The organism is Pseudomonas sp. PDM04 (genome assembly GCF_014851765.1).
Lineage (GTDB): Bacteria > Pseudomonadota > Gammaproteobacteria > Pseudomonadales > Pseudomonadaceae > Aquipseudomonas.
Genome location: NZ_JACVAI010000001.1, coordinates 1,216,598 through 1,241,859, shown reverse-complemented (window position 1 = coordinate 1,241,859; position 25,262 = coordinate 1,216,598). Strand labels below are relative to the sequence as shown.

The following is a 25,262-nucleotide window of genomic DNA, read 5'->3' as shown; positions in this document are numbered from 1 at the left end:
ACAGCGGGATGCTTAAAACTTGCGCCCGGCTCGTCCATAATGCGCGCCGGTTTTTGGGGTAAAGGTCATGAGCACAGAAGATCCACGGTTTGCAGGCATCGCCCGTTTGTATGGCGTCGACGGTCTTGAGCGGTTGCGCGCGGCCCATGTGGCGATCGTTGGCGTCGGTGGCGTCGGTTCCTGGGCGGCGGAAGCCATCGCCCGGTGTGGTGTCGGCGAAATCTCGCTGTTCGACCTCGACGACGTCTGCGTCAGCAACGCCAACCGGCAGTTGCATGCGCTGGACAGCACCGTCGGCAAGCCCAAGGTCGAGGTCATGGCCGAGCGCCTGCGCGGGATCAACCCGGATTGCACGGTCCATGCGGTGGCAGATTTCGTTACCCGCGAGACCATGGCCGACTACATCACGCCGAGCATCGATTGTGTGATCGACTGCATCGACAGCGTCAACGCCAAGGCGGCGCTGATCGCCTGGTGCAAGCGCCGCAAGATTCAGATCATCACCACGGGCGGGGCCGGCGGGCAGATTGACCCGACGCTGATTCAAGTCTGCGACCTGAACCGTACGTTCAACGACCCACTGGCCTCGAAAGTGCGTTCGACCCTGCGCCGCGACTACGGCTTCTCGCGCACCGTGACCCGTCATTACAGCGTGCCGTGCGTGTTCTCGACCGAGCAACTGCGTTACCCCAAGCCCGATGGCAGTATTTGCCTGCAGAAGAGCTTTGTCGGCGATGGCGTGAAGCTGGACTGCGCGGGTGGATTTGGCGCAGTGATGATGGTGACGGCGACGTTCGGCATGGTCGCGGCGACCAAGGCGGTGGACAAGATCGTGGCAGGGGTGCGGCGGCCGGCGGATCGGGTGAAGCCTCAGGTTTAGCGCTTGCCGCTGAAACCCTCATCGCGAGCAGGCTCGCTCCCACCGTTGGAATGCGGGCTCCTGTGGAAGCGAGCCTGCTCGCGATGGCGGTTAGCCGGCCAACTCGTTCATCCGCTGGAGCACCGCATTCAAGCCGTTACTGCGCGAAGGCGACAGCTGCCGGCTCAGCCCCAGTTGGTTGAACCAGTCAGGCAAATCCACCTGGCGCAACTCCTCCGCCGACAAGCCGTTGACCCGCGCCAGCAGCAACGCCACCAGGCCGCGGATCAGCCGCGCATCGCTGCTGGCAGCAAACTGCCAGTGACCGTCGTGCAGCGACCCCACCAGCCACACTCGGCTTTCACAACCGTGCACGCGATTGGCGTCGACCTTTTGCTCGTCGCTCAGGGCCGGCAGGCGTTCGCCCCATTGCATCAGCAAGCGTGCCCGCTGTTCCCAGCTCGCCGCATTGCGGAAGGTGTCCAGCGCTGCCCCGGCGTCCGCAGGCAGGCTCATCGCAGCAGCTCCAGTGACTGATCCAGTGCCTGGAAAAAGCGCTCGAGGTCTTCGGAATCGTTGTACAGCGCCAGGGACACACGGATGGCCCCTGCCAGTTCGAAGCTTTTGAGCAACGGCATGGCGCAATGGTGACCGGCGCGCACCGCGATCCCCTGTTCCGTCAGTAAATGGGCGAGGTCCGCGTTATGCACACCCTCGACGACGAAACTCGCCAGTGCCAGTTGCGGCTTGCCCAGCAGACGAACCCCGTCACGCGCTTCAAGGCCTTTCACCAGGCGGTCATGCAGCGCCGCTTCATGGGCCGAGACGGCGTGTGGGTCGAGGCCGGCAAGGTAATCCAGCGTCGCGCCCAGACCGATCACACTCGAAACCGCCGGCGTGCCCGCTTCGAACCCCAGCGGGGCAGGGCGAAAGCGTGCGTGCTGGTAGTCGGCATCCAGCACCATTTCACCGCCGAACTGCCAATGGCGCAGGTGTTCGAGCCCTTCATGGCGAGCGAACAGCACGCCCAGGCCATCGGGGCCATAGAGCTTGTGGCTGGAGAACACATAGAAGTCGCAACCCATGGCCTGCACGTCGTGGCGGCCATGGACTACGCCCTGAGCGCCATCGACCACCGTCAGCGCGCCCTGTGCCCTGGCCATCGCCAGCAGGGTTGGCAACGGCTGCCAGGCGCCGAGCACGTTGGACAGCTGACTGACCGCCAGCAAACGGGTCTGCGGGCCGATCAACGAGGCGGCGGCATCCAGGTCGATCAAGCCATCGTCATCCAGCGGCAGGATGACCAGTTTCACCTCGCGACGCCGGGCCAGTTGCTGCCAGGGCAGCAAGTTGGCGTGGTGCTCCAGCGCGCTGACGACAATTTCATCGCCCGGGTTGAACAGGTGCTCCAGGCCATAGGCCAGGAGATTCAGCGCGGAGGTCGCGCCGTGGGTAAAGATGATCTGCCCGACATCGCCGGCATTGAGCCACTGGGCGACCTTGCTGCGGCTGTCTTCGAAGGCCTGGGTGGCATGTGCGCCGGGCAAGTGCTGCGCGCGATGCACGTTGGCCGCGCCATTGGCGTAGTAATGCGCCAGGGCATCCAGCAGGGCTTGAGGTTTTTGCGTGGTGGCGGCGTTGTCCAGGTAGGTCTGGTCTTGCCGTTGCAGGGCGGCGATGGCCGGAAAGTCGGCGCGCCAGGGGGAGAGAATCATCATGCTATCGGGCCCTGTCGAACATGGGCGGGGTGAACGCCAAACCCTGTGGCAGCGAGCCCGCTCGCGATGACGGTCTCGAGGAGATCATCGCGAGCAGGCTGGCTCCCACATTATCGGGGCATACGGCGCTTAGTTGTGAGCGTGCAGCGCTTCGTTCAGTTCGATCGCCGATTTGTGGGTCTTGCATTCCACGGCGCCGGTTTCCGAATTGCGGCGGAACAGCAGGTCGGTCTGACCGGCCAACTCACGAGCCTTCACCACTTTGACCAGTTGGTTCTTCTCGTCCAGCAGCGCCACTTTGGTACCGGCGGTGACGTACAGGCCCGATTCCACGGTGTTGCGGTCGCCCAACGGGATACCGATACCGGCGTTGGCGCCGATCAGGCAGCCTTCACCGACCTTGATCACGATGTTGCCGCCACCGGACAGGGTGCCCATGGTCGAGCAGCCGCCGCCCAGGTCCGAACCCTTGCCGACGAACACGCCTGCGGAGACGCGGCCTTCGATCATGCCCGGGCCTTCGGTGCCGGCGTTGAAGTTGATGAAGCCTTCGTGCATCACGGTGGTGCCTTCGCCCACGTAGGCGCCCAGACGCAGACGCGCCGCGTCAGCGATGCGCACGCCGGCGGGGACCACGTAGTCGGTCATTTTCGGGAACTTGTCCACCGAGAACACTTCCAGCAGCTCACCGCGCAGGCGGGCTTCGAGCTGGTGCTCGGCCAGTTCGGCGAGGTCGATCGCGCCCTGGCTGGTCCATGCCACGTTCGGCAACAGCGGGAACACGCCGGCCAAGTTCAGGCCGTGCGGCTTGACCAGGCGGTGGGAGAGCAGGTGCAGCTTGAGGTAAGCCTCGGGCGTGGAGGTCAGCGGCGCGTCTTCGGCGAGGATGGTCGCGACCAGCGGCTTGTGGCTCTCGGCCAGGCGGGTCAGCAGGGCTGCCTGCGCCGCGTCGACGCCCTTGACGGCGTCAGCCAGCTGCGAGGCCTGGGCGGTGGTGAAGGTGATGGCCTGGTTGCCGTCGGTGTAGCCCAGGACCGGTGCGATGGCCGCAATCAGGTCCGCCGAAGGGTTGAGCAGTGGCTGGGCGTAAAACACTTCCAGCCAGGCGCCTTGACGGTTTTGGGTGCCGACACCAAAGGCCAGGCTGAATGGGGTAGTGGACATGTAAATACCTCTAACGAAATTGAACGGGCAGGCTTACTTGAGCGCTGCCGCGTAGATATCTGGCTTGAAGCCAATCAGGGTTCGGTCACCGAGATCGAGCACCGGGCGCTTGATCATCGAGGGTTGAGCGAGCATCAGTTCGATGGCTTTCGACTGGTCGAGATCGGCTTTGCGTTCGTCGTCGAGCTTGCGAAAGGTCGTGCCTGCACGGTTCAACACCACTTGCCAGCCGTGCTCATCACACCATTGGCTCAGGTGTTCACGGTCGATTCCGGCCGTCTTGTAATCATGAAAGTCATAGCTGACAGCGTGTTCATCGAGCCAGGTGCGCGCCTTTTTCATGGTGTCGCAGGCCTTGATGCCGAAAAGGTGCAACGTTTTACTTGAAACGGTCAAGGAATTGCCCCCTTTACAGGTGCTGGAGAAAAAAGGTGAAGGATTATGCCATGACCGGACGGTTTCGCGGCGGTCCAGGTGGATTTGCCTCCGCTCCCACCGTTCAAGGGGCGTTCACGCGATAACCTGCGACATTGGTGTAACGGTCAGACCTTAGTCTAAGCCGCTAATATGGCACTTCAACGCTGTCGATTGTCCAGGAATCCCGCTTTATGCAAACCGCTTACACCGTCCTGATCCTGTTAATGCTGGTCAGCGTTTCCCGCCTGGTCGGACGGGTGATTCCGTTGCCCCTGCCGCTGGTGCAGATCGCCGCTGGCGCCCTGTTGGCATGGCCGACCCTGGGGTTGCATGTGGCGCTGGACCCGGAATTGTTTCTCTTCCTGTTCCTGCCACCGTTGCTGTTCTCCGACGGCTGGCGCATGCCCAAGCGTGAATTCTGGCGTCTGCGCGGGCCGATCCTGACCCTGGCCGTTGGCCTGGTGCTGTTTACCGTGGTGGGCGCCGGTTACTTCATTCATTGGCTGTTGCCGACGATTCCGCTGCCGGTGGCCTTTGCCCTGGCGGCGGTGTTGTCGCCGACGGATGCCGTGGCCGTGTCGGCGATTGCCCAGAGCCGCTTGCCGACGCCGTTGATGCATATGCTGCAGGGCGAGGCGTTGATGAACGATGCCTCGGGCCTGGTGACGTTCAAGTTCGCCCTGGCGGCGGCGCTGACGGGGGTGTTTTCGCTGACCGACGCCAGTGTCACGTTCGTGCTGGTGGCCGTCGGCGGTCTCGCCGTCGGGGTGGCGCTGAGCTGGTTGGTCGGCCGTCTGCGCTCGTGGATGATCGCACGTGGCTGGGATGATCCGGCGACTCACGTGGTGTTCATGCTGCTTCTGCCGTTTGCCGCTTATGTAGTGGCCGAACGACTGGGCGCATCGGGCATTCTGTCGGCCGTGGCGGCGGGGATGATGCAGAGCTGGCTTGACCTGCTGCCGCGCCAGACCAGCACCCGATTGCTCAACCGCAGCGTCTGGTCGTTGCTGGAATTCGCCTTCAACGGCCTGATTTTCCTGCTGCTCGGCCTGCAACTGCCGGACATCATCAAAGCCGTGGTCAGCAACGAAGCTTCGGTGTGGCCGACCCTTCTCTATCGGTGCTTCGACGTTGTCGCGATTTTCCTGGTGCTGCTGGTATTGCGGTTTGTCTGGGTGCAGAGCATCTGGCGCTTGTCGGGCTGGCTGCGGCGTTGGCGCGGCAAGGGCGAAATGGTCAGCGTGCCGACCGCGCGTTCGTGCTGGTTGCTGACGGTCGGTGGTGTGCGCGGGGCGGTGACGCTGGCGGGTGTGTTGTCGGTGCCGATGTTGATGGCGGGCGCGGCATTTCCCGAACGCGACCTGCTGATCTTCATCGCGGCGGGGGTCATCCTGCTGTCATTGATCGCAGCCTGCATTGCCTTGCCCCTGTTGCTGCGCGGCATCGAGAAGAGCCCGGATGACCAGCGTCGCAACGAAGTGCGCGACGCCTGGCGCAAAACCGCCGAAGCGGCGATTCATGCGCTCGAAGCCGAGGAGGCCAAGCCCCAGGACGCGGCGGAGGCAGCGTTGGCCGCTGAACTGAAGGCGCGGATCATGTCCGAGTATCGGCATCAGCTGGAGGTGTTCAACGATTCGGCGGAAGCCCAGGCGTTGGCGTTTCAGATGGACTTGCTGGAGCGGCGCCTGCGCTTGAATGCGTTGCGGGCGCAGCGCCTGGAGTTGTACCGGCTGAGCCGTCACCATCAGATCGGCGATGACGTGTTGCGCGAGGTACTGGCGGAGCTGGACTTGAGTGAGGCCAAGCTGGGTCAGGTGAGATGACCGCCACCCCTGCAGGAGCAAGCTCGCTCCTGCAGGGGCGGGCGCGCGTTACTGGCGACGCTGAATGAAGTCGCGAATGCGTTCAGCGGCCTCGACGCACTCGGCCAGCGGCGCAACCAGGGCCATGCGCACGCGACCGGCCCCCGGATTGACGCCATCGACGTCCCGCGACAGATAGGAACCCGGCACGACGGTGACGTGCTCCTGTTCGAACAAATCGCGGCAGAAGGCTGCGTCGTCACCGGCGACGTTCGGCCACAGGTAGAAGCTGCCGTCCGGACGCTGCACGTCCAGCACCGGGCTGAGGATTGCCAGCACGGCGTCGAACTTCTCGCGGTACAGCGCACGGTTGGCGCGCACATGCACTTCGTCATTCCAGGCAGCAACGCTGGCCAGTTGCGTTTGAACCGGCATCGCGCAGCCGTGGTAGGTGCGATACAGCAGGAAGCCCTTGAGCACCTCGGCGTCGCCCGCGACAAAGCCGGAGCGCAGGCCTGGCAGGTTGGAGCGCTTGGACAGGCTGTGGAACACCACGCAACGCTTGAAGTCCTGGCGACCCAGTTCCGCGCAGGCGCTGAGCAGGCCCGGCGGCGGGGTTTGTTCGTCGAAATACAGCTCGCTGTAGCACTCGTCCGCGGCAATCACGAAGTCATGTTCGTCGGCCAGGGCGATCAGTTTCTTCAGGGTGTCGATCGGGATCAGTGCGCCGGTCGGGTTGCCCGGCGAGCACAGGAACAGGATCTGGCAGCGCTTCCAGATGTCCGGGGATACCGCGTCGAAATCCGGGTTGAAGCCGTTCTCGTCCAGGCACGGCAGGTAATGCGGCTTGGCCCCGGCGAGAAACGCAGCCCCTTCGTAGATTTGATAGAACGGGTTCGGACTGACCACCAGTGCGTCGTCGCCACGATTGACCACGGTCTGGGTGAAGGCGAACAACGCCTCACGGGTGCCGTTGACCGGCAGCACGTTGCGTGCGGGGTCGAGCCAACCGCCGGGAACGTTGAAGCGGCGCTCGCACCAGGCAGCGATGGCTTCGCGCAACTCCGGGATGCCGAGGGTGGTCGGGTACACCGCCATTTTTTCCAGGTTGCTGGCCAGGGCTTCAGCGACGAAGCTCGGCGAACGGTGCTTCGGCTCGCCGATGGACAGGGCGATCGGGCGCTTGTCCGGGTTGGGCGTGACGCTGCCGAGCAGGGCGCGGAGTTTCTCGAACGGGTAGGGTTGCAACTGGGACAAGGCGTTGTTCATGGTATTTCTCGTTCGGTCCCTCCTCCGCAGGAGCGAGCTTGCTCGCGATGGTCGTCAACGATGACGCGGGGTATCAGATCACCCGTGTCGTCTGGGCCACCTTCGCGAGCAAGCTCGCTCCTACAGAGAGGGGAGGGCTTTTATTGATTCAGATACTGATGCGCGACAGTTTGATATCGGGTTCCTGATTGACGCTCAGTTGCTCGACGATCGCGTCCTGCAAGCGGCTGCACAGCAATGGATCGGACAGCGGCTGATTGTGGGCGTCGGTGATGAAGAACACGTCTTCCACCCGTTCGCCCAGGGTCGCAATCTTGGCGTTCTGCAGCGACAGGTCGAATTCGAGGAAAATCGTGCCGATCCGGGCCAGCAGGCCTGGGCGATCCGGCGCGCTGAGTTCCAGCACCGTGACCGGACGCTGGGCATCGTTGTGGATCGTCACCTGGGGCGCGAAGGCGAAATGCTTGAGCTGGCGTGGCACCCGCCGCTGGATGATCGTCGGGTAGTCGTCCGGGTTGCGCAGGGCTTCGGTCAAACCGTCGCGGATCTGTTTGACCCGCGCCGGATTGTCGCCGATCGAGTCGCCGTCGGTGTCGAGCACGATGTAGGTGTCGAGGGTGAACTGGCTGGTCGAGGTGATGACCCGGGCATCGTGGATGTTCAGGTTCAACTGGTCCATCGCGGCCACGGTCACGGCGAAGAAGTCGTGCTGGTCCGGCGCATAGATGAAGATCTGCGTACCGCCCTCGAACTCGCGCTGGGTGGTTTCCTTGATCAGCACCAGCGGACCGCCGTCGGCCGGCTGTTGCAGGATCGCATCGGTGTGCCAGGCGACGTCGCCCGCCGTGTGGCGCAGGAAATAGTCGTCACCCAACTGCGCCCACAACTGCTCGACATCGTCCGGATCGGTGCCGCCGCGTACCAGGATGTCCAGAGCGGCGCTCTGGGTCTGGCGAATCTGCTCCTCGCGGTCCACCGGGTTTTCCAGGCCGCGACGCAAGGCGCGCTTGGTCTCGGTGTAGAGCTGGCGCAACAGACTGGCGCGCCAGGAGTTCCACAGCGTCGGGTTGGTGGCGTTGATGTCGGCGACGGTCAGCACGTACAGGTAGTCGAGATGGGTTTCGTCACCGACGATCTGGGCAAAGTCGTGGATCACCTGCGGATCGGACAAGTCTTTGCGCTGGGCGGTGGTCGACATCACCAGGTGATTTTGCACCAGCCAGACGATCAGGCGGCTGTCCCAGACCGGCAGTTGGTGGCGCTGGCAAAAGGCCTCGGCATCCACCGCGCCGATCTCCGAGTGATCGCCGTGCCGGCCCTTGCCGATGTCGTGGTACAGGCCGGCGAGGTAGATCAGCTCGGGCTTGGGCAGCTTGCCCATGAGCTTGCTGGCCAGCGGGAATTTTTCCGAAACCTGGGTGTACTGCAACTTGCGCAGGTGTTTGATCAGGTTCAGGGTGTGCGCGTCGACCGTATAGATGTGGAACAGGTCGTGCTGCATCTGCCCGACGATAAAGCCGAACTCCGGCAGGTAGCGCCCGAGAATGCCGTAACGGTTCATCCGCCGCAGGTTGCGGTGGATCCCGATCTTGCACTTGAACAGCTCGATGAACAGGCTGGTGTTGCGAATATCGTTGCGAAAATCATCGTCGATCAGGTGACGGTTTTCCCGCAGCAGGCGAATGGTGTCGGCGCGCACGCCCTTGATTTCCGGCTGCTGGGCCATCAACACGAAGATTTCCAGCATGGCGAACGGCGTGCGCCGGAACACGTTGTCGTTGCGTGCCTCGATGTAGCCGTCATGCAGTTGGAAACGCGAATTGATCGGTTGTGGCGGTGCCTCGTCTTCCGGGGCGAGAATCACTTCCTCGAAGTGCTGGATGATCAGGTCGCTGAGCTGGGCGATGCTCATCACCACCCGGTAATACTGCTGCATGAAGTTTTCGACGGCCTGCTTGGCGTCGTCGCCTTCGAACCCCAACAGCTTGGCAATGGCGCGCTGGTGATCGAACAGCAGGCGATCTTCGGCGCGGCCGGCGAGCATGTGCAACGCGTAACGCACTTTCCAGAGGAACTCCTGGGAAGAGGCCAGCAAGGCGTTTTCGCTTTCCACCAGGAAACCTTCGCCGGCCAGTGCCCGCAGGTTCAGGGTGCCGTATTGGCGACGGGCCACCCACAGGATGGTCTGGATGTCCCGCAGCCCGCCCGGTGAACCTTTGACGTTGGGTTCCAGGTTGTACTCGGTGTCGTTGTACTTGTGGTGGCGGGCCTTCTGCTCGGCCCGCTTGGCCAGGAAAAATTCCTTGCTTGGCCACATGTGCGCGGTGCTGGTGACATCCAGCATGCGCTGGCGCAAGCGTTCAGGGCCGGCAATCGTGCGGCTTTCCATCAGGTTGGTGATGACCGTCAGGTCGGCGCGGGCCTCCACGGCGCATTCGTCGACGGAGCGCACGCTCTGGCCGACTTCCAGGCCGATGTCCCACAACAGGGTCAGGAAGCGCTCGATGGAATCGCGGAAAACTTCGTGGTCGGCGCTGTCCAGCAGGATCAGCAGGTCGATGTCCGAGTAAGGGTGCAACTCGCCGCGCCCGTAGCCGCCCACTGCGACCAGCGCGATATCAGCGTCTTCGCTCCAGTCGAATTGCTCCCAGGCCTTTTGCAGGATGTTGTCGACGAACCAGGCACGATCCTCGATCAGCCGGCGAATCTCCCGGCCTGCGCGAAAGCGCCCGTCGAGCACCTCGCGGGCCTGGCGGATGGCCTTCTTGAATGCCGCGATGGGGCTGGCCTTCAAGGCCAGTTCAGCCTGGAACTGGCCACGGTCGAAGAGTTCGGGGTCCACCTGCGGCATCGATTGGCTTTCCTTTCTATAAAGGCTGTCTATTGAGCATGGGAGCAATGCAGTTCGGATCAGGCCGAGACGCGCGGGATGGTGTCATCGCTGCGCAAGGTGAAGATCTCGTAGCCTGTTTCGGTCACCACCAGGGTGTGCTCCCACTGCGCCGACAGCTTGCGGTCCTTGGTGATCGCGGTCCAGCCATCGCCCAGCACCTTGGTGTCGGCCTTGCCCTGGTTGATCATCGGCTCGATGGTGAAGGTCATGCCGGCTTGCAGTTCCATGCCGGTGCCGGCACGGCCGTAGTGCAGGATCTGCGGCTCTTCGTGGAACACCTTGCCAATGCCGTGGCCGCAGAACTCGCGGACCACCGAGAAGCCGTTCTTTTCCGCGTGCTTCTGGATGATTTCACCGATGTCGCCCAGGCGGCAGCCGGGTTTAACGATCTCGATGGCCTTGTACATGCATTCCTGGGTGACTTGCGACAGGCGCTCGGCCCACACCGGCACGGTGCCGACGTGGAACATGCGGCTGGTATCGCCGTGGTAGCCGTCCTTGATGACGGTCACGTCGATGTTCAGCGTGTCGCCATCCTTCAGCGGCTTCTCGTTGGGAATGCCGTGGCAGACCACATGGTTGATCGACGTGCAGATCGACTTCGGGTAGCCCTTGTAGTTGAGCGGGGCAGGAATGGCTTGCTGCACATTGACGATGTAGTCGTGGCAGATGCGGTCCAGTTCTTCGGTGGTCACGCCCGGCTTGACATGTTCAGCAATCATTTCCAGCACATCGGCGGCCAGTTTGCCGGCGACACGCATTTTGGCGATGTCCTCCGGGGTTTTGAGGGTGACGGTCATACAGGCTCTCTCTGCGCTCGATGGCGCTTGCTAACACGGAATGGGCAGTGTGCGATGGAACTTCGCCGCCCTGAAAAACGCGATTCTAACAGACCATCGGCGCAAACCTGAGCGTCTGTGCATCGCTTCTCTCTATAGATAGGCGCATTCCCGTGCGTTTCCAAGGGCCTGCGAGAGGGTGTGCACCAGGAATCAACAATCCGGGTTCCGTTTTTGCAAGCCTTGTGGTATAAAATGCGCCGCTTTCCGGGGATACCCCGAAAGGCTTAAATCCACACACGTGTCGACACGATGACCTGGGTGCCTTCAGCTGATGCTGCTGGTTGGTCATTGGGATACGTGGAGGCCAAACCCGACTTATTAAGGAACTATCATGTCCCAAGTCAACATGCGCGATATGCTGAAGGCCGGTGTGCACTTCGGTCACCAGACCCGTTACTGGAACCCGAAAATGGGTAAATACATTTTCGGCGCGCGTAACAAGATCCACATCATCAACCTTGAAAAAACCCTGCCAATGTTCAACGACGCTCTGACGTTCGTAGAGCGCCTGGCCCAGGGCAAAAACAAGATTCTGTTCGTCGGCACCAAGCGTTCCGCTGGCAAGATCGTTGCTGAAGAAGCAGCACGTTGCGGTTCGCCGTACGTCGATCACCGCTGGTTGGGCGGCATGCTGACCAACTTCAAAACCATCCGTGCTTCCATCAAGCGTCTGCGTGACCTTGAAGTGCAAGCCGAAGACGGTACCTTCGCCAAGCTGACCAAGAAAGAAGCGCTGATGCGCACTCGCGATCTTGAGAAGCTGGATCGTTCGCTGGGCGGTATCAAGGACATGGGCGGTCTGCCAGACGCTCTGTTCGTTATCGACGTTGATCACGAGCGCATCGCGATCACCGAAGCCAACAAGCTGGGCATCCCGGTTATCGGCGTAGTCGATACCAACAGCAGCCCGGAAGGCGTTGACTACATCATCCCAGGCAACGATGACGCCATTCGCGCCATCCAGCTGTACATGGGTTCGATGGCTGACGCTGTTATCCGTGGTCGCAACAACGTTTCCGGCGGCACCGAAGTTTTCGTTGAAGAAGCTCCGGCAGCTGCAGCTGAGTAATTGACGCCCCTGGCGTTGACTCAGTAAGCAAAAAGGGGGCTTGGCCCCCTTTTTGCCACCTCGAAAACCGTTTGTCGGCGCCCGCTGCCTTATTGGTAACGTGTGGCAGCCAGCAACGGTGGTTCGGGAAGAATTGAACGCCCGTTCGATCGGGTGGAATGGTTGAAAACCTATCCAAGAGGAATTTGAAATGGCAGCAATTACTGCGGCGCTGGTTAAAGAACTGCGCGAACGTACCGGCGAAGGCATGATGGATTGCAAGAAGGCCCTGGAAAAGGCTGGCGGCGACATCGAAAAAGCCATTGATGACATGCGCGCTTCGGGCGCTATCAAGGCTGCTAAAAAGGCCGGCAACGTTGCCGCTGAAGGCGCTATCGCCATCAAGGCTGACGACAAGGCAGCCGTGCTGCTGGAAGTCAACTCGCAGACCGACTTCCTGGCCCTGCAAGACGACTTCAAGAACTTCGTTGCTGCCAGCGTGGAAAAAGCCTTCGCTGACAAACTGACCGACGCAGCTCCGCTGATCGCCGCTCAGGAATCGGCCCGTGAAGCCCTGGTGGCCAAAGTTGGCGAGAACGTCAACATCCGTCGCCTGGTTCGCGTTGAAGGCGACGTGGTTGGCACCTACCTGCACGGTAACAAGATCGGTGTTGCCGTTGTCCTGAAGGGCGGCGACGTCCAACTGGCCAAGGAAATCGCCATGCACGTGGCGGCCAGCAACCCAGAGTTCCTGTTGCCTTCGCAGGTTTCGCCAGAAGCCATCGAGCGCGAGAAGGGTGTCTTCCTGCAGCTGAACGAAGACAAGATGAAAGGCAAGCCAGCTGAAATCGTCGAGAAGATGATCGCTGGTCGTATCACCAAGTTCCTGGCCGAAGCCAGCTTGGTTGAGCAAGCCTTCGTGATGAACCCTGAAATCACCGTCGGCGCTCTGGCCAAGAAAGCCGGTGCTGAAATCGTTTCCTTCACCTACTTCAAGGTTGGCGAAGGCATCGAGAAGCCAGTCGACAACTTCGCTGAAGAAGTTGCCGCACAGCTGGCTGCTGCCAAGCAGTAAGACGGTTTTTCAACTGTCGCCCAGAAGAGGCTGCCCGCTCACGCGCGCAGCCTCTTTTCAGATGGGGAGCCAAATTTTAATTGGTTTCCCTTTGGAACTGGCTTACAAAGCCATGTTCCGATGGCGCTGAAGCAGCGCCAACAAGAGTAAACAGCCAGCTGTAAACAGCTCGCAAAGAATTTTCAATACGCCGCAGGAGAGATTCGCAATGGCTCAGCAGGGCAGTGGTTATCAGGCTCGCTATAAACGCATTCTACTCAAGCTTAGCGGCGAGGCCCTGATGGGCTCGGAAGAGTTCGGGATCGATCCGAAAGTTCTGGATCGCATGGCGCTGGAAGTCGGCCAACTGGTCGGCATCGGCGTTCAGGTCGGTCTGGTGATCGGTGGTGGCAACCTGTTCCGTGGCGCTGCACTGAGCGCAGCGGGCATGGACCGGGTCACGGGTGACCACATGGGCATGCTGGCCACTGTGATGAACGCCTTGGCCATGCGCGACGCGCTGGAACGTGCCAATATCTCGGCCATCGTGATGTCGGCCATTTCAATGGTGGGCGTGACCGACCATTACGACCGTCGCAAAGCCATGCGTCACCTCAATTCCAAGGAAGTCGTGATTTTCGCGGCCGGTACCGGCAATCCGTTCTTCACCACGGATTCTGCGGCTTGCCTGCGCGCGATCGAAATCGATGCCGATGTGGTGTTGAAGGCGACCAAGGTCGATGGCGTCTACACTGCCGATCCATTCAAGGACCCGCATGCCGAGAAGTTCGATCATCTGACCTACGATGAAGTACTGGATCGCAAGCTGGGCGTGATGGATCTGACGGCTATTTGCCTGTGCCGCGACCACAACATGCCGTTGCGCGTATTTAACATGAACAAACCCGGCGCCCTGCTGAATATCGTGCATGGCGGCGCCGAAGGCACCCTGATCGAGGAAGTTCAACAATGATCAACGAAATCAAGAAAGACGCTCAAGAGCGCATGCAGAAGTCGGTCGAGTCCCTGGCCCACAACTTCGGTCGCATCCGTACCGGCCAGGCGCACCCGAGCATTCTGGAAGGTGTGATGGTGCCTTACTACGGCGCCGACACCCCGATCAAGCAAGTGGCGAACATCACCGTCAAGGACGCCCGGACCCTGCAGGTCGTCGCCTTTGAGCGCAACATGCTCGGTGCTGTGGACAAGGCCATCGGTAGCGCAGGCCTGAACCTCAACCCGACCAACCTGGGCGAGCTGCTGCTGATTTCCATGCCGGCCCTGACCGAGGAAACCCGCAAAGGCTTCACCAAGCAGGCTCGCGATGTGGCCGAAGACGCCCGTGTGGCGGTGCGCAACATCCGTCGCGACGCTAACAGCCAGCTCAAGGATCTGGTCAAGGAAAAGGAAATCAGTGAAGACGAAGAGCGTCGCGCCATCGGCGAGATCGACGAACTGACCAAAAAGCACGTGGCTATCATCGACGCCAATCTGGCGCAGAAAGAAAAAGACCTGATGGCCGTCTAAGGGTCGCTTTTTCATGGAAAAGAACAAGCAGGTTGCGCCGCCCACGGTGCCGCGCCATGTCGCGATCATCATGGATGGTAATAATCGCTGGGCGAAAAAACGCTTTATGCCGGGTGTCGCCGGGCATAAAGCGGGGGTGGATGCCGTTCGTGCGGTGATTGAGGTGTGTGCCGAGGCCAAGGTCGAGGTATTGACCCTGTTCGCGTTCTCCAGTGAGAACTGGCAGCGCCCGGCCGATGAAGTCAGCGCGTTGATGGACCTGTTCTTCAAGGCCTTGCGTCGCGAGGCCAAGCGCCTGAATGACAACAACATCAGCCTGCGCATCATTGGCGACCGCTCGCGCTTTCATCCGGAGCTTCAGGCCGCCATGCGCGAGGCTGAGGCCATGACGGCGGGCGCCAACCGCTTTGTCCTGCAGATCGCCGCCAACTACGGCGGCCAGTGGGATATCGCCCAGGCGGCGCAGCGTCTGGCGCGTGAAGTCCAGGCCGGTCACCTGCGTCCGGAGGACATCACGCCGCAGTTGCTGCAAACCTGCCTGGCGACCGGTGACCTGCCGTTGCCGGACCTGTGCATCCGCACCGGTGGCGAGCATCGCATCAGTAACTTCCTGCTGTGGCAGCTGGCTTATGCCGAGTTGTACTTCTCCGACCTGTTCTGGCCGGACTTCAAACACGACGCCATGCGCAACGCGCTGGCCGATTTCGCTTCTCGCCAGCGTCGCTTCGGTAAAACGAGCGAGCAGGTCGAGGCTGGGGCCCGGGTTTAATGCTTAAACAACGAATCATCACCGCGCTGATCCTGCTGCCGATCGCCCTGTGCGGGTTTTTCCTGCTCCAGGGCTCCGGCTTTGCGCTGTTCATCGGGCTGGTCGTGACGCTGGGTGCCTGGGAATGGGCGCGTCTGGCGGGTTTCACCGCTCAATCGATGCGCGTCGGCTACGCGGCGGTGGTCGCGCTGATGCTGTTTGTGATGTACATCCTGCCGGGGTTGGCGCCCTGGGTGCTGGGCGCTTCGGTGCTGTGGTGGGCCGTGGCAACGTACCTGGTGCTGACTTACCCGCGCTCCAGCGAGCATTGGTCCAGTGCCGCCTGCAAGCTGGTGATCGGCCTGCTGATCCTGTTGCCGGCCTGGCAAGGTCTGGTCCAGATCAAACAGGAGCCCCTGGGCAACTGGTTGATCATGGCGGTGATGGTGCTGGTCTGGGGGGCCGACATCGGCGCCTATTTTTCCGGCCGCGCCTTCGGCAAGCGCAAGCTCGCCCCTCAGGTCAGCCCTGGCAAGAGCTGGGAGGGCGTGTACGGTGGTCTGGCGTTGAGCCTGGTGATCACCGCCGTCGTCGGTTTCGCGCGTGACTGGAGCTTCGCCCAGGTGCTGATCGGTCTGATCGGTGCCGCTGTCATTGTCTTTATCTCGGTGGTGGGTGATCTCACCGAAAGCATGTTCAAGCGCCAGTCCGGGATCAAGGACAGCAGCAATCTGCTGCCGGGTCACGGCGGCGTGCTCGATCGCATCGACAGCCTGACGGCTGCGATCCCTGTCTTCGCCGTACTGTTGTGGATGACCGCGCCATGAGCAGCCCTCAGCAAATCACTGTCCTGGGTGCGACCGGCTCGATCGGCCTGAGCACGCTGGACGTTATTGCCCGTCATCCCGAGCGTTATCAGGTGTTTGCCTTGAGCGGCTTCGCCCGACTGAGCGAGCTGCAGGCACTGTGCGTCCGTCATGCCCCGCGGTTTGCCGTGGTGCCGGAGCAGAATGCCGCCCAGGTCCTGCAGGAGAGCCTGCGTGCGGCGGGGCTGGCCACGCGGGTTCTGGTGGGGGAGGAGGGCCTGTGCCAGGTCGCTTCCGATCCTGAAGTCGATACGGTGATGGCGGCCATCGTCGGTGCGGCGGGCCTGCGCCCGACCCTGGCGGCGGTGGAGGCGGGCAAGAAGATCCTCCTGGCCAACAAGGAAGCGCTGGTCATGTCCGGCGCGCTGTTCATGCATGCCGTGCGTAAAAGCGGGTCGGTGCTGCTGCCGATCGATAGCGAGCACAACGCGATTTTTCAATGCATGCCGCAGGATTTTTCCCGTGGCCTGGGGCAGGTTGGGGTGCGGCGGATTTTGCTGACCGCTTCCGGTGGGCCGTTCCGGCAGACACCCTTGGCGCAATTGTCCGATGTGTCCCCCGATCAGGCCTGTGCCCACCCGACCTGGTCGATGGGGCGCAAGATCTCGGTGGACTCGGCGAGCATGATGAACAAGGGGCTCGAACTGATCGAGGCCTGCTGGCTGTTCGACGCCAGGCCATCCCAGGTCGAAGTGGTGATTCACCCGCAGAGCGTGATTCATTCGCTGGTGGACTATGTCGATGGTTCGGTGCTGGCCCAGTTGGGCAACCCTGACATGCGCACGCCGATCGCCAACGCCCTGGCGTGGCCGGAACGCATCGATTCAGGTGTTGCGCCGCTGGACCTGTTCGCCGTGGCGCGCCTGGACTTCGAAGCGCCCGACGAAGATCGTTTCCCCTGCCTGCGCCTGGCGCGTCAGGCAGCCGAGGCCGGCAACAGTGCACCGGCCATGCTGAACGCCGCCAATGAAGTGGCAGTGGCGGCGTTTCTCGACGGGCGGGTTCGCTATCTGGAAATCGCGAGTATCATCGAGGAAGTGTTGAATCTCGAACCGGTGGTTGCGGTGGATGATCTCGAGGCGGTGTTCACGGCCGACGCGAAAGCGCGGGTTCTGGCCAGCCAGTGGTTGAGTCGTCACGGGCGGTGAGTGTCGCCTGGCGGCACTGGATAGGATTGCGGAGAAAATAGATGAGCGCGCTCTATATGATTGTCGGCACCCTGGTAGCCCTGGGCGTGCTGGTCACCTTCCACGAGTTCGGCCATTTCTGGGTCGCGCGTCGCTGTGGGGTCAAGGTGCTGCGTTTCTCCGTTGGCTTCGGCATGCCGTTGCTGCGCTGGCACGACAAGCAGGGGACCGAGTTCGTCGTGGCCGCGATCCCGTTGGGTGGGTACGTCAAGATGCTCGACGAGCGCGAAGGCGAAGTGCCCGTCGATCAGCTCGATCAATCCTTCAATCGCAAATCCGTCCGTCAGCGTATCGCCATCGTTTCCGCCGGGCCCATTGCCAACTTTCTGCTGGCCCTGGTTTTTTTCTGGGTGCTCGCGATGCTGGGCAGCGAGCAGGTGCGTCCGGTCATTGGCGCCGTCGAGTCCGGCAGCATTGCCGCCAAGGCTGGCTTGAGCGCGGGTCAGGAGATCGTTGCCATCGATGGCGAGCCGACCTCGGGCTGGGGGGCGGTGAACCTGCAGCTGGTACGTCGTCTCGGTGAGAGCGGTTCGCTGCAGGTGCTGGTCCGTGAGCCGGGTTCAACGGCGGATTCGCCACGTGAACTGGCTCTGGACCGCTGGCTCAAGGGGGCCGACGAGCCGGACCCTATTCGCTCGCTGGGTATCCGCCCTTGGCGTCCGGCGCTTCCGCCGGTACTGGCCGAAATCGACCCGAAAGGCCCGGCGCAGGCGTCCGGCCTGAAAACCGGCGATCGCCTGCTGGCGCTCGATGGCAAGGCGGTCGATGACTGGCAGCAGGTGGTCGATACCGTTCGTATGCATCCGGATACCAAAATCCTGCTGCGCGTCGAGCGCGATGGTGCTCAAATCGACGTCCCTGTGACCTTGGCGGCTCGCGGCGAGAGCAAGGCACCGAGTGGTTACCTGGGCGCCGGGGTGAAAGCCGTGGACTGGCCGCCGGAAATGGTCCGCGAAGTCAGCTTCGGGCCTTTGGCTGCGATCGGCGAGGGTGCTCGACGCACCTGGACCATGAGCATCCTGACTCTCGATTCGCTCAAGAAAATGTTGTTCGGCGAGCTCTCGGTAAAAAACTTGAGTGGACCGATAACCATTGCTAAAGTGGCGGGCGCTTCTGCCCAGTCGGGCGTCGCTGATTTCCTGAATTTCCTTGCTTATCTGAGTATTAGCCTGGGGGTTCTGAATTTGTTGCCCATTCCTGTACTGGATGGGGGGCATTTGCTGTTCTATCTGATCGAGTGGGCGCGTGGTCGTCCCTTGTCGGATCGGGTGCAGGGTTGGGGGATACAGATCGGCATCAGTTTGGTGGTCGGGGTGATGTTGCTCGCTCTGGTCAATGATTTGGGTCGTCTGTAACACTTCGCTGAATTGCGAATCTGCCGCATTTTGCGGCAGTTTGTTTATTGCCAGTTGGAATAAGAAAGGACTTCATGAAACGTCTGCTGCTAACTGCGGTTCTCTCCGTATTGATGATCGCCGAAGTTCACGCCGAGTCCTTCACCATCTCTGATATTCGCGTCAATGGCCTCCAGCGGGTCTCCGCGGGTAGCGTCTTTGGTGCGTTGCCGCTGAACGTCGGTGAACAGGCGGATGATCGTCGCCTGGTGGAATCCACTCGTGCGCTGTTCAAAACCGGGTTCTTTCAAGATATCCAGCTGGGTCGCGATGGCAACGTCCTGGTCATCACGGTCGTCGAGCGCCCGTCGGTCGCCAGTATCGAAATCGAAGGCAACAAGGCGATTTCCACTGAAGACCTGATGAAAGGCCTGAAGCAATCCGGCCTGGCCGAAGGCGAGATCTTCCAGCGCGCCACCCTTGAAGGCGTGCGCAACGAGCTGCAGCGTCAATATGTCGCCCAGGGCCGCTATTCGGCGACCGTCGACACCGAAGTGGTGCCGCAGCCGCGTAACCGTGTCGGCCTCAAGGTCAACATCAACGAAGGTACCGTGGCCGCTATCCAGCACATCAACGTGGTGGGTAATACCGTCTTCCCCGATGAAGACCTGATCGACCTGTTCGAGCTCAAGACCACCAACTGGCTGTCGTTCTTCAAGAACGATGACAAGTACGCCCGTGAAAAACTCTCCGGTGACCTGGAACGCCTGCGTTCCTATTACCTGGACCGCGGCTATATCAACATGGATATCGCCTCGACCCAGGTGTCCATCACCCCGGACAAGAAGCACGTCTACATCACTGTCAACGTCACCGAAGGCGAGAAATACACCGTTCGCGACGTCAAGCTGAGCGGTGACCTGAAGGTGCCTGAGGACCAGGTCAAGTCGTTGTTGCTGGTGCAGAAAGGCCAGGTGTTCTCGCGCAAGCTGATGACCACCACGTCCGAGCTGATCACCCGCCGCCTGGGTAACGAGGGCTACACCTTCGCCAACGTCAACGGCGTGCCTCAGCCTCACGATGACGATCACACCGTCGACATCACCTTCGCCGTCGATCCGGGCAAGCGCGCCTACGTCAACCGCATCAACTTCCGTGGCAACACCAAGTCCGAAGACGAAGTGCTGCGTCGTGAAATGCGCCAGATGGAAGGTGGCTGGGCTTCGACCTACCTGATCGACCAGTCCAAGACCCGTCTTGAACGCCTGGGCTTCTTCAAGGAAGTCAACGTCGAGACGCCGGCTGTTCCAGGTGTCGATGACCAGGTCGATGTGAACTACAGCGTTGAAGAGCAGGCTTCCGGTTCGATCACTGCCAGCGTGGGTTTTGCCCAGAGCGCCGGTCTGATCCTCGGTGGTTCGATCACCCAGAACAACTTCCTGGGTACGGGTAACAAGGTCAGCATCGGCTTGACCCGCAGTGAATACCAGAGCCGCTATAACTTCGGTTATGTCGACCCCTACTGGACTGCAGACGGCGTCAGCCTGGGCTACAACGCGTTCTATCGCACCACTGACTACAAAGACCTCGACGTCGACGTGGCCAGCTATGCGGTTGACAGCCTGGGTGCAGGCGCAAGCGTGGGTTACCCGATCAGCGAAACGTCGCGCCTGACCTTCGGCCTGACCGTGCAACAGGACAAGATCAAGACCGGCCTGTACACCGTTGACGAGATTTTCGATTTCGTTAACAAGGAAGGCGACAACTACCTGAACTTCAAGGCGTCGGCCGGCTGGTCCGAATCGACCCTGAACAAAGGTGTGCTGGCGACCCGTGGTCACTCCCAAAGCCTGGTGCTGGAAAGCACGACGCCTGGCAGCGACCTGTCGTTCTTCAAACTCGACTACCGCGGCCAGCTGTTCCAGCCGCTGACCGAAAACTACACCATGCGCCTGCACACCGAACTGGGTTATGGCGACGGTTACGGTTCGACCGATGGCTTGCCGTTCTATGAAAACTACTATGCTGGTGGTTTCAACTCGGTTCGTGGCTTCAAGGACAGCACCCTGGGTCCTCGCAGTACGCCGAGCCGGGGCAACAACCCGGGCACGGCGCTTGACCCGGACCAGGATCCGCTGCCGTTCGGTGGTAACGTCCTGATCCAGGGCGGTGTGGAGGTGCTGTTCCCTCTGCCGTTCGTCAAGGATCAACGTTCCCTGCGTACCTCGGTATTCTGGGACGTGGGTAACGTTTTCGACTCGCAGTGCAAGGACACCACCAATGCCAACGGTACGTCGTCCAATACCAAGTGCAACGACATCAGCTTGAGCAACATGGCCAGCTCTGTCGGTGTGGGGGTGACCTGGGTCACTGCACTGGGTCCATTGAGTTTTGCGTTGGCCATGCCGATCAAGAAACCGGATGAAGCTGAAACTCAAGTGTTCCAATTCTCCCTCGGCCAGACGTTCTAAGCGTCTGACCCTAGATAACGACAACGGATTTGTAGGAGTGCATCGTGCGTAAGTTGACTCAACTGGTTCTACTGGCTTCCGTACTGGTAGCAGGTCCGGCTTTTGCCGACATGAAAATCGCTGTTCTGAACTATCAGATGGCGCTGCTGGAATCCGATGCGGCCAAGAAATATGCCGTGGATGCCGAGAAGAAGTTTGGTCCGCAACTGACCAAGCTCAAGACGCTGGAAAGCAGCGCCAAGGGCATCCAGGACCGCCTGATGGCGGGCGGTGACAAGATGCAGCAGGGCGAGCGTGAGCGCCTGGAACTCGAGTTCAAGCAGAAAGCACGCGACTTCCAGTTCCAGTCCAAGGAACTGAACGAAGCCAAAGCCGTTGCTGACCGTGAAATGCTGAAGCAGCTCAAGCCGAAACTGGACAGCGCTGTGGAAGAGGTGATCAAGAAAGGTGCTTATGACCTGGTCTTCGAGCGTGGCGCAGTGATCGATGTCAAACCTCAATATGACATCACTCGCCAGGTTATCGAGCGCATGAATCAGCTGAAGTAATCATGACAGCGACCATAAAACTCGGCCAGTTGGCCGAGTTCCTCGGCGCCACCCTGCGTGGCGACGCAGAGAAGGAAATTACTGGGCTAGCCACTTTGCAAGAGGCTGGCCCAGCTCAGTTGAGCTTTCTGGCAAATCCCCAATACCGTAAATACCTGGCTGGCAGCCGGGCCGCAGCGCTGTTGCTGAAGCCCGCTGATGCAGAAGGTTTTGCCGGTGATGCGCTGGTCGTGCCCGACCCTTACCTGGCTTATGCCCGTATTTCCCATCTGTTCGATCCCAAGCCCAAGGCGGTTGCCGGTATTCACCCGACAGCGGTCGTGGCGGCGGATGCGGTGGTCGATCCGACGGCAAGCATTGGTGCATTCGCCGTCATCGAAAGCGCAGCGCGCATCGGTGCCGGCGTGAGCATCGGCGCGCATTGCTTCATCGGTGCGCGCAGCGAAGTGGGCGAGGGCGGCTGGCTGGCCCCGAAAGTCACCCTTTATCATGACGTACGCATCGGCAAACGCGTGGTGATCCAGTCGGGCGCGGTGCTGGGGGGCGAAGGTTTCGGTTTTGCCAACGAAAAGGGCATCTGGCAGAAAATCGCCCAGATTGGTGGCGTTCTGGTGGGCGACGATGTGGAGATTGGCGTGAATACCGCCATCGACCGCGGCGCGCTGGCCGATACGCTCATCGGTAATGGCGTCAAGCTCGACAATCAGATTCAGATTGCCCACAACGTGCAGATCGGCGATCACACCGCCATGGCGGCGTGCGTGGGTATTTCGGGCAGCACCAAGATCGGCAAGCATTGCATGCTCGCCGGCGGTGTAGGCCTGGTTGGGCATATCGAAATTTGCGACAAGGTTTTCATCACCGGGATGACCATGGTGACTCACTCGATTACCGAGCCGGGCTCCTATTCTTCCGGTACGGCCATGCAACCGGCTGCCGAATGGCGCAAAAGCGCGGCACGTATCCGTCAGCTCGATGACATCGCGCGCCGGCTGCGACAACTGGAAAAGCGTACAGGGGACGTGACCCCTGACGGTAATGCTTCATCAGATGGCTGATACCCTTTCCACATCAAGTGTGTCCGGCCGCTAGACTGCCTCCTTGATTTGCTAGAGGAATGCGCGTCGATCGCGCGTTCCCAATCTTTACATAGGCTTCCCCCCGATATGATGGACATCAACGAGATTCGCGAATACCTGCCTCACCGTTACCCGTTCCTGCTGGTGGACCGGGTCGTGGATCTGGATGTGGAAGAGAAGCGCATTCGCGCCTACAAGAATGTCAGCATCAACGAACCATTCTTCAATGGCCATTTCCCGGCGCATCCAATCATGCCGGGCGTGCTGATCATCGAGGCGATGGCGCAGGCGGCCGGGATCCTGGGTTTCAAGATGCTCGACGTGAAACCGGCCGATGGCACCCTCTACTACTTCGTTGGCTCCGACAAACTGCGTTTCCGCCAGCCTGTGTTGCCGGGTGATCAGTTGATCCTCGAAGCCAAGTTCATCAGCTGCAAGCGCCAGATCTGGAAGTTCGAATGCCAGGCTTCGGTCGATGGCAAGCCGGTCTGCTCCGCTGAAATCATCTGCGCGGAACGCAAGCTATGAGTTTGATTGACCCTCGTGCAATCATCGATCCGACGGCCGTCCTGGCCGACGGCGTCGAGGTTGGCCCTTGGTCGATCATCGGCGCAGGTGTGGAAATCGGCGAGGGGACAGTGATCGGGCCGCATGTAATTCTCAAGGGCCCAACCCGAATCGGTAAGCACAATCGCATCTACCAGTTTTCGTCGGTGGGTGAAGACACACCCGATCTGAAATACAAGGGCGAGGAAACCCGCCTGGTGATCGGTGACCACAATGTCATTCGCGAAGGCGTGACGATTCACCGCGGGACCGTCCAGGACCGTTCGGAAACCACCCTGGGCGATCACAACCTGATCATGGCCTATGCCCACATCGGCCACGACAGCGTCATCGGCAATCACTGCATCCTGGTCAACAACACCGCGCTGGCCGGCCATGTGCACGTCGAAGACTGGGCGATCCTGTCCGGCTTCACCCTGGTTCACCAGTATTGCCATATCGGCGCCCACAGCTTTTCCGGCATGGGCACCGCCATCGGCAAGGACGTTCCAGCGTACGTCACGGTGTTCGGTAACCCGGCTGAAGCGCGCAGCATGAACTTCGAAGGCATGCGCCGTCGTGGTTTCAGCGAAGACGCCATTCATGCCCTGCGTCGCGCCTACAAGGTGGTGTACCGCCAGGGCCTGACGGTTGAGCAGGCGCTTGCCGAACTGGCCGAGCCTTCGACGCAGTTTCCCGAAGTCGCCGTGTTCCGCGATTCGATCCAGTCTTCGACTCGCGGCATCACCCGTTAACCATGGCTAATCTGCGTATTGCGCTGGTGGCCGGTGAGGCTTCCGGCGACATTCTGGGCGCCGGTCTCATGCGTGCGCTCAAGGCCCAACACCCGGCGGTCGAGTTCATCGGTGTCGGCGGTCCGCTGATGCAGGCCGAAGGCCTGGCTTCGTACTTTCCGATGGAGCGCCTGTCGGTCATGGGCCTGGTCGAAGTGCTCGGCCGGCTGCGCGAGCTGCTCAAGCGCCGCAAGCAACTGATCGCCGACCTGATCGCCGCCAAGCCTGATGTGTTCATCGGGATCGATGCGCCGGACTTCAACCTCAATATCGAACTCAAGCTGCGCCAGGCCGGGATCAAGACCGTGCATTACGTCAGCCCGTCGGTGTGGGCGTGGCGACAGAAGCGGGTGCTGAAGATTCGCGAAGGCTGCGACCTGATGCTGACGCTGTTCCCCTTCGAAGCGAAGTTCTATGAAGAGAAGGGCGTGCCGGTGCGGTTTGTCGGGCATTCACTGGCCGATGCGATCCCGCTGGAAGCCGATCGCGCCGCAGCACGGGCCGAACTGGGTTTGCCTGATGGCCCCTTGGTTGCGCTGATGCCGGGCAGTCGCGGCGGTGAAGTGGGGCGTCTGGGCGCCTTGTTCCTCGACACCGCCCAGCGCCTGCGCGCCATGCGTCCGGGCGTACGGTTCGTGATGCCGTGTGCCAGTCCGGAGCGTCGCCGACAGCTTGAAGAGTTGCTGGTCGGCCGCGATTTGCCCCTGACCCTGCTCGACGGCAAGTCCCATCTGGCACTGGCGGCCTGCGACGCGGTGCTGATAGCCTCCGGAACGGCTACCCTGGAAGCGTTGTTGTACAAACGTCCGATGGTCGTCGCCTATCGTCTGGCGCCCCTCACGTTCTGGATTCTCAAACGTATGGTCAAGAGCCCCTACGTCTCGTTGCCGAACCTGCTGGCCCAGCGCCTGCTGGTGCCGGAGTTGCTGCAGGACGATGCGACGGTCGAAGCGCTGGCCCAGACGCTGTCGCCGCTGATCGAAGGTGGCGAAGAACAGACACGCGGTTTTGACCAGATTCACCGGACGTTGCGTCTGGATGCCTCCAACCAGGCTGCGGATGCAGTGCTGAAGCTGATCGGTCAGGGACAATGAGC

The 25,262-nt window shown here is 61.1% G+C and carries 23 protein-coding genes; 16 read left to right on the top strand and 7 right to left on the bottom strand.

Annotated features, from left to right (window positions below):
* Positions 1 to 67: 67 nt before the first annotated feature.
* On the top strand, positions 68 to 880 hold the full coding sequence (gene tcdA / locus IB249_RS05815; protein WP_192302531.1) for a tRNA cyclic N6-threonylcarbamoyladenosine(37) synthase TcdA: 813 nt from the start codon (positions 68 to 70) through the stop codon (positions 878 to 880).
* A 90-nt stretch (positions 881 to 970) separates the two neighbouring features.
* Here the strand turns inward: tcdA and IB249_RS05810 are convergent, their stop codons facing one another.
* The 4 genes from IB249_RS05810 to IB249_RS05795 form a co-directional block, all read right to left on the bottom strand.
* Positions 971 to 1,375 (bottom strand): SufE family protein, encoded by a 405-nt coding sequence (locus IB249_RS05810; protein ID WP_192302530.1) that lies wholly within the window; start codon positions 1,373 to 1,375, stop codon positions 971 to 973.
* Positions 1,372 to 2,577 (bottom strand): aminotransferase class V-fold PLP-dependent enzyme, encoded by a 1,206-nt coding sequence (locus tag IB249_RS05805; RefSeq protein ID WP_192302529.1) that lies wholly within the window; start codon positions 2,575 to 2,577, stop codon positions 1,372 to 1,374. The genes IB249_RS05810 and IB249_RS05805 overlap by 4 nt, the downstream gene beginning before the upstream one ends.
* 129 nt (positions 2,578 to 2,706) lie before the next feature.
* The gene (dapD, locus tag IB249_RS05800; RefSeq protein WP_192302528.1) at positions 2,707 to 3,741 is read right to left on the bottom strand and encodes a 2,3,4,5-tetrahydropyridine-2,6-dicarboxylate N-succinyltransferase; all 1,035 of its coding nucleotides are present in this window, start codon (positions 3,739 to 3,741) and stop codon (positions 2,707 to 2,709) included.
* A gap of 33 nt (positions 3,742 to 3,774) precedes the next feature.
* Complete coding sequence (locus tag IB249_RS05795; protein WP_225606816.1) at positions 3,775 to 4,137, bottom strand: ArsC family reductase; 363 nt, start codon at positions 4,135 to 4,137, stop codon at positions 3,775 to 3,777.
* A 212-nt stretch (positions 4,138 to 4,349) separates the two neighbouring features.
* Between IB249_RS05795 and IB249_RS05790 the strand changes: the two genes are divergently transcribed.
* Complete coding sequence (locus IB249_RS05790) at positions 4,350 to 5,981, top strand: Na+/H+ antiporter (RefSeq protein ID WP_192302527.1); 1,632 nt, start codon at positions 4,350 to 4,352, stop codon at positions 5,979 to 5,981.
* Positions 5,982 to 6,029: 48 nt separating this feature from the next.
* Here IB249_RS05790 and dapC read toward each other — a convergent pair whose 3' ends face one another.
* From dapC to map, 3 genes are all read right to left on the bottom strand, one after another.
* Entirely contained in the window at positions 6,030 to 7,229 is a 1,200-nt protein-coding gene (gene dapC / locus IB249_RS05785) for a succinyldiaminopimelate transaminase (RefSeq protein ID WP_192302526.1), read from the bottom strand.
* Positions 7,230 to 7,377: 148 nt separating this feature from the next.
* Positions 7,378 to 10,080, bottom strand: coding sequence for a [protein-PII] uridylyltransferase (locus IB249_RS05780; protein ID WP_192302525.1), 2,703 nt, complete (start codon positions 10,078 to 10,080; stop codon positions 7,378 to 7,380).
* A 59-nt stretch (positions 10,081 to 10,139) separates the two neighbouring features.
* Positions 10,140 to 10,922 (bottom strand): type I methionyl aminopeptidase, encoded by a 783-nt coding sequence (gene map, locus IB249_RS05775; RefSeq protein ID WP_192302524.1) that lies wholly within the window; start codon positions 10,920 to 10,922, stop codon positions 10,140 to 10,142.
* Between the two features lie 373 nt (positions 10,923 to 11,295).
* Here map and rpsB point away from each other — a divergent pair, with 373 nt between their 5' ends.
* The 14 genes from rpsB (at position 11,296) to lpxB (ending at position 25,260) form a co-directional block, all read left to right on the top strand.
* Positions 11,296 to 12,033, top strand: coding sequence for a 30S ribosomal protein S2 (rpsB, locus tag IB249_RS05770; RefSeq protein ID WP_192302523.1), 738 nt, complete (start codon positions 11,296 to 11,298; stop codon positions 12,031 to 12,033).
* Positions 12,034 to 12,223: 190 nt separating this feature from the next.
* Positions 12,224 to 13,087, top strand: a complete 864-nt coding sequence (gene tsf / locus IB249_RS05765; RefSeq protein WP_192302522.1) for a translation elongation factor Ts — start codon at positions 12,224 to 12,226, stop codon at positions 13,085 to 13,087.
* A 208-nt stretch (positions 13,088 to 13,295) separates the two neighbouring features.
* Positions 13,296 to 14,039, top strand: a complete 744-nt coding sequence (pyrH, locus tag IB249_RS05760; RefSeq protein WP_192302521.1) for a UMP kinase — start codon at positions 13,296 to 13,298, stop codon at positions 14,037 to 14,039.
* Positions 14,036 to 14,593, top strand: a complete 558-nt coding sequence (frr, locus tag IB249_RS05755) for a ribosome recycling factor (RefSeq protein ID WP_192302520.1) — start codon at positions 14,036 to 14,038, stop codon at positions 14,591 to 14,593. Before pyrH ends, frr begins: the two co-directional genes overlap by 4 nt.
* Positions 14,594 to 14,606: 13 nt before the next feature.
* Positions 14,607 to 15,362 (top strand): polyprenyl diphosphate synthase, encoded by a 756-nt coding sequence (gene uppS / locus IB249_RS05750; protein ID WP_192302519.1) that lies wholly within the window; start codon positions 14,607 to 14,609, stop codon positions 15,360 to 15,362.
* Entirely contained in the window at positions 15,362 to 16,168 is an 807-nt protein-coding gene (locus tag IB249_RS05745) for a phosphatidate cytidylyltransferase (RefSeq protein ID WP_192302518.1), read from the top strand. Before uppS ends, IB249_RS05745 begins: the two co-directional genes overlap by 1 nt.
* Positions 16,165 to 17,355, top strand: coding sequence for a 1-deoxy-D-xylulose-5-phosphate reductoisomerase (gene ispC, locus IB249_RS05740; protein ID WP_192302517.1), 1,191 nt, complete (start codon positions 16,165 to 16,167; stop codon positions 17,353 to 17,355). Before IB249_RS05745 ends, ispC begins: the two co-directional genes overlap by 4 nt.
* Before the next feature lie 41 nt (positions 17,356 to 17,396).
* The gene (gene rseP, locus IB249_RS05735) at positions 17,397 to 18,749 is read left to right on the top strand and encodes a sigma E protease regulator RseP (RefSeq protein ID WP_192302516.1); all 1,353 of its coding nucleotides are present in this window, start codon (positions 17,397 to 17,399) and stop codon (positions 18,747 to 18,749) included.
* 74 nt (positions 18,750 to 18,823) lie between these two features.
* Entirely contained in the window at positions 18,824 to 21,199 is a 2,376-nt protein-coding gene (gene bamA / locus IB249_RS05730; protein WP_192302515.1) for an outer membrane protein assembly factor BamA, read from the top strand.
* Between the two features lie 44 nt (positions 21,200 to 21,243).
* A complete protein-coding gene (locus tag IB249_RS05725; protein ID WP_008000031.1) occupies positions 21,244 to 21,747 on the top strand; it encodes an OmpH family outer membrane protein in 504 nt (167 codons plus the stop codon).
* A gap of 2 nt (positions 21,748 to 21,749) precedes the next feature.
* Positions 21,750 to 22,805 (top strand): UDP-3-O-(3-hydroxymyristoyl)glucosamine N-acyltransferase, encoded by a 1,056-nt coding sequence (gene lpxD, locus IB249_RS05720; protein ID WP_192302514.1) that lies wholly within the window; start codon positions 21,750 to 21,752, stop codon positions 22,803 to 22,805.
* 108 nt (positions 22,806 to 22,913) lie between these two features.
* Positions 22,914 to 23,354: a 3-hydroxyacyl-ACP dehydratase FabZ gene (fabZ, locus tag IB249_RS05715; protein WP_110966659.1), complete on the top strand. Its 441-nt coding sequence runs from the start codon at positions 22,914 to 22,916 to the stop codon at positions 23,352 to 23,354.
* Positions 23,351 to 24,127 (top strand): acyl-ACP--UDP-N-acetylglucosamine O-acyltransferase, encoded by a 777-nt coding sequence (gene lpxA / locus IB249_RS05710; protein WP_192302513.1) that lies wholly within the window; start codon positions 23,351 to 23,353, stop codon positions 24,125 to 24,127. The genes fabZ and lpxA overlap by 4 nt, the downstream gene beginning before the upstream one ends.
* A gap of 2 nt (positions 24,128 to 24,129) precedes the next feature.
* Complete coding sequence (gene lpxB / locus IB249_RS05705) at positions 24,130 to 25,260, top strand: lipid-A-disaccharide synthase (RefSeq protein WP_192302512.1); 1,131 nt, start codon at positions 24,130 to 24,132, stop codon at positions 25,258 to 25,260.
* Positions 25,261 to 25,262 lie beyond the last annotated feature (2 nt).

Excerpts from the sequence above, each read along its gene's own strand:
- lpxD (WP_192302514.1), top strand. The coding sequence starts at position 21,750 with ATGACAGCGACCATAAAACTCGGCCAGTTGGCCGAGTTCCTCGGCGCC.
- ispC (WP_192302517.1), top strand. The coding sequence starts at position 16,165 with ATGAGCAGCCCTCAGCAAATCACTGTCCTGGGTGCGACCGGCTCGATC.
- uppS (WP_192302519.1), top strand. The coding sequence starts at position 14,607 with ATGGAAAAGAACAAGCAGGTTGCGCCGCCCACGGTGCCGCGCCATGTC.
- IB249_RS05810 (WP_192302530.1), bottom strand. The coding sequence starts at position 1,375 with ATGAGCCTGCCTGCGGACGCCGGGGCAGCGCTGGACACCTTCCGCAAT.
- dapD (WP_192302528.1), bottom strand. The coding sequence starts at position 3,741 with ATGTCCACTACCCCATTCAGCCTGGCCTTTGGTGTCGGCACCCAAAAC.
- tsf (WP_192302522.1), top strand. The coding sequence starts at position 12,224 with ATGGCAGCAATTACTGCGGCGCTGGTTAAAGAACTGCGCGAACGTACC.
- frr (WP_192302520.1), top strand. The coding sequence starts at position 14,036 with ATGATCAACGAAATCAAGAAAGACGCTCAAGAGCGCATGCAGAAGTCG.
- IB249_RS05745 (WP_192302518.1), top strand. The coding sequence starts at position 15,362 with ATGCTTAAACAACGAATCATCACCGCGCTGATCCTGCTGCCGATCGCC.
- dapC (WP_192302526.1), bottom strand. The coding sequence starts at position 7,229 with ATGAACAACGCCTTGTCCCAGTTGCAACCCTACCCGTTCGAGAAACTC.
- IB249_RS05805 (WP_192302529.1), bottom strand. The coding sequence starts at position 2,577 with ATGATGATTCTCTCCCCCTGGCGCGCCGACTTTCCGGCCATCGCCGCC.
- pyrH (WP_192302521.1), top strand. The coding sequence starts at position 13,296 with ATGGCTCAGCAGGGCAGTGGTTATCAGGCTCGCTATAAACGCATTCTA.
- rpsB (WP_192302523.1), top strand. The coding sequence starts at position 11,296 with ATGTCCCAAGTCAACATGCGCGATATGCTGAAGGCCGGTGTGCACTTC.
- map (WP_192302524.1), bottom strand. The coding sequence starts at position 10,922 with ATGACCGTCACCCTCAAAACCCCGGAGGACATCGCCAAAATGCGTGTC.
- lpxA (WP_192302513.1), top strand. The coding sequence starts at position 23,351 with ATGAGTTTGATTGACCCTCGTGCAATCATCGATCCGACGGCCGTCCTG.
- IB249_RS05780 (WP_192302525.1), bottom strand. The coding sequence starts at position 10,080 with ATGCCGCAGGTGGACCCCGAACTCTTCGACCGTGGCCAGTTCCAGGCT.
- fabZ (WP_110966659.1), top strand. The coding sequence starts at position 22,914 with ATGATGGACATCAACGAGATTCGCGAATACCTGCCTCACCGTTACCCG.
- rseP (WP_192302516.1), top strand. The coding sequence starts at position 17,397 with ATGAGCGCGCTCTATATGATTGTCGGCACCCTGGTAGCCCTGGGCGTG.
- IB249_RS05790 (WP_192302527.1), top strand. The coding sequence starts at position 4,350 with ATGCAAACCGCTTACACCGTCCTGATCCTGTTAATGCTGGTCAGCGTT.
- tcdA (WP_192302531.1), top strand. The coding sequence starts at position 68 with ATGAGCACAGAAGATCCACGGTTTGCAGGCATCGCCCGTTTGTATGGC.
- lpxB (WP_192302512.1), top strand. The coding sequence starts at position 24,130 with ATGGCTAATCTGCGTATTGCGCTGGTGGCCGGTGAGGCTTCCGGCGAC.
- bamA (WP_192302515.1), top strand. The coding sequence starts at position 18,824 with ATGAAACGTCTGCTGCTAACTGCGGTTCTCTCCGTATTGATGATCGCC.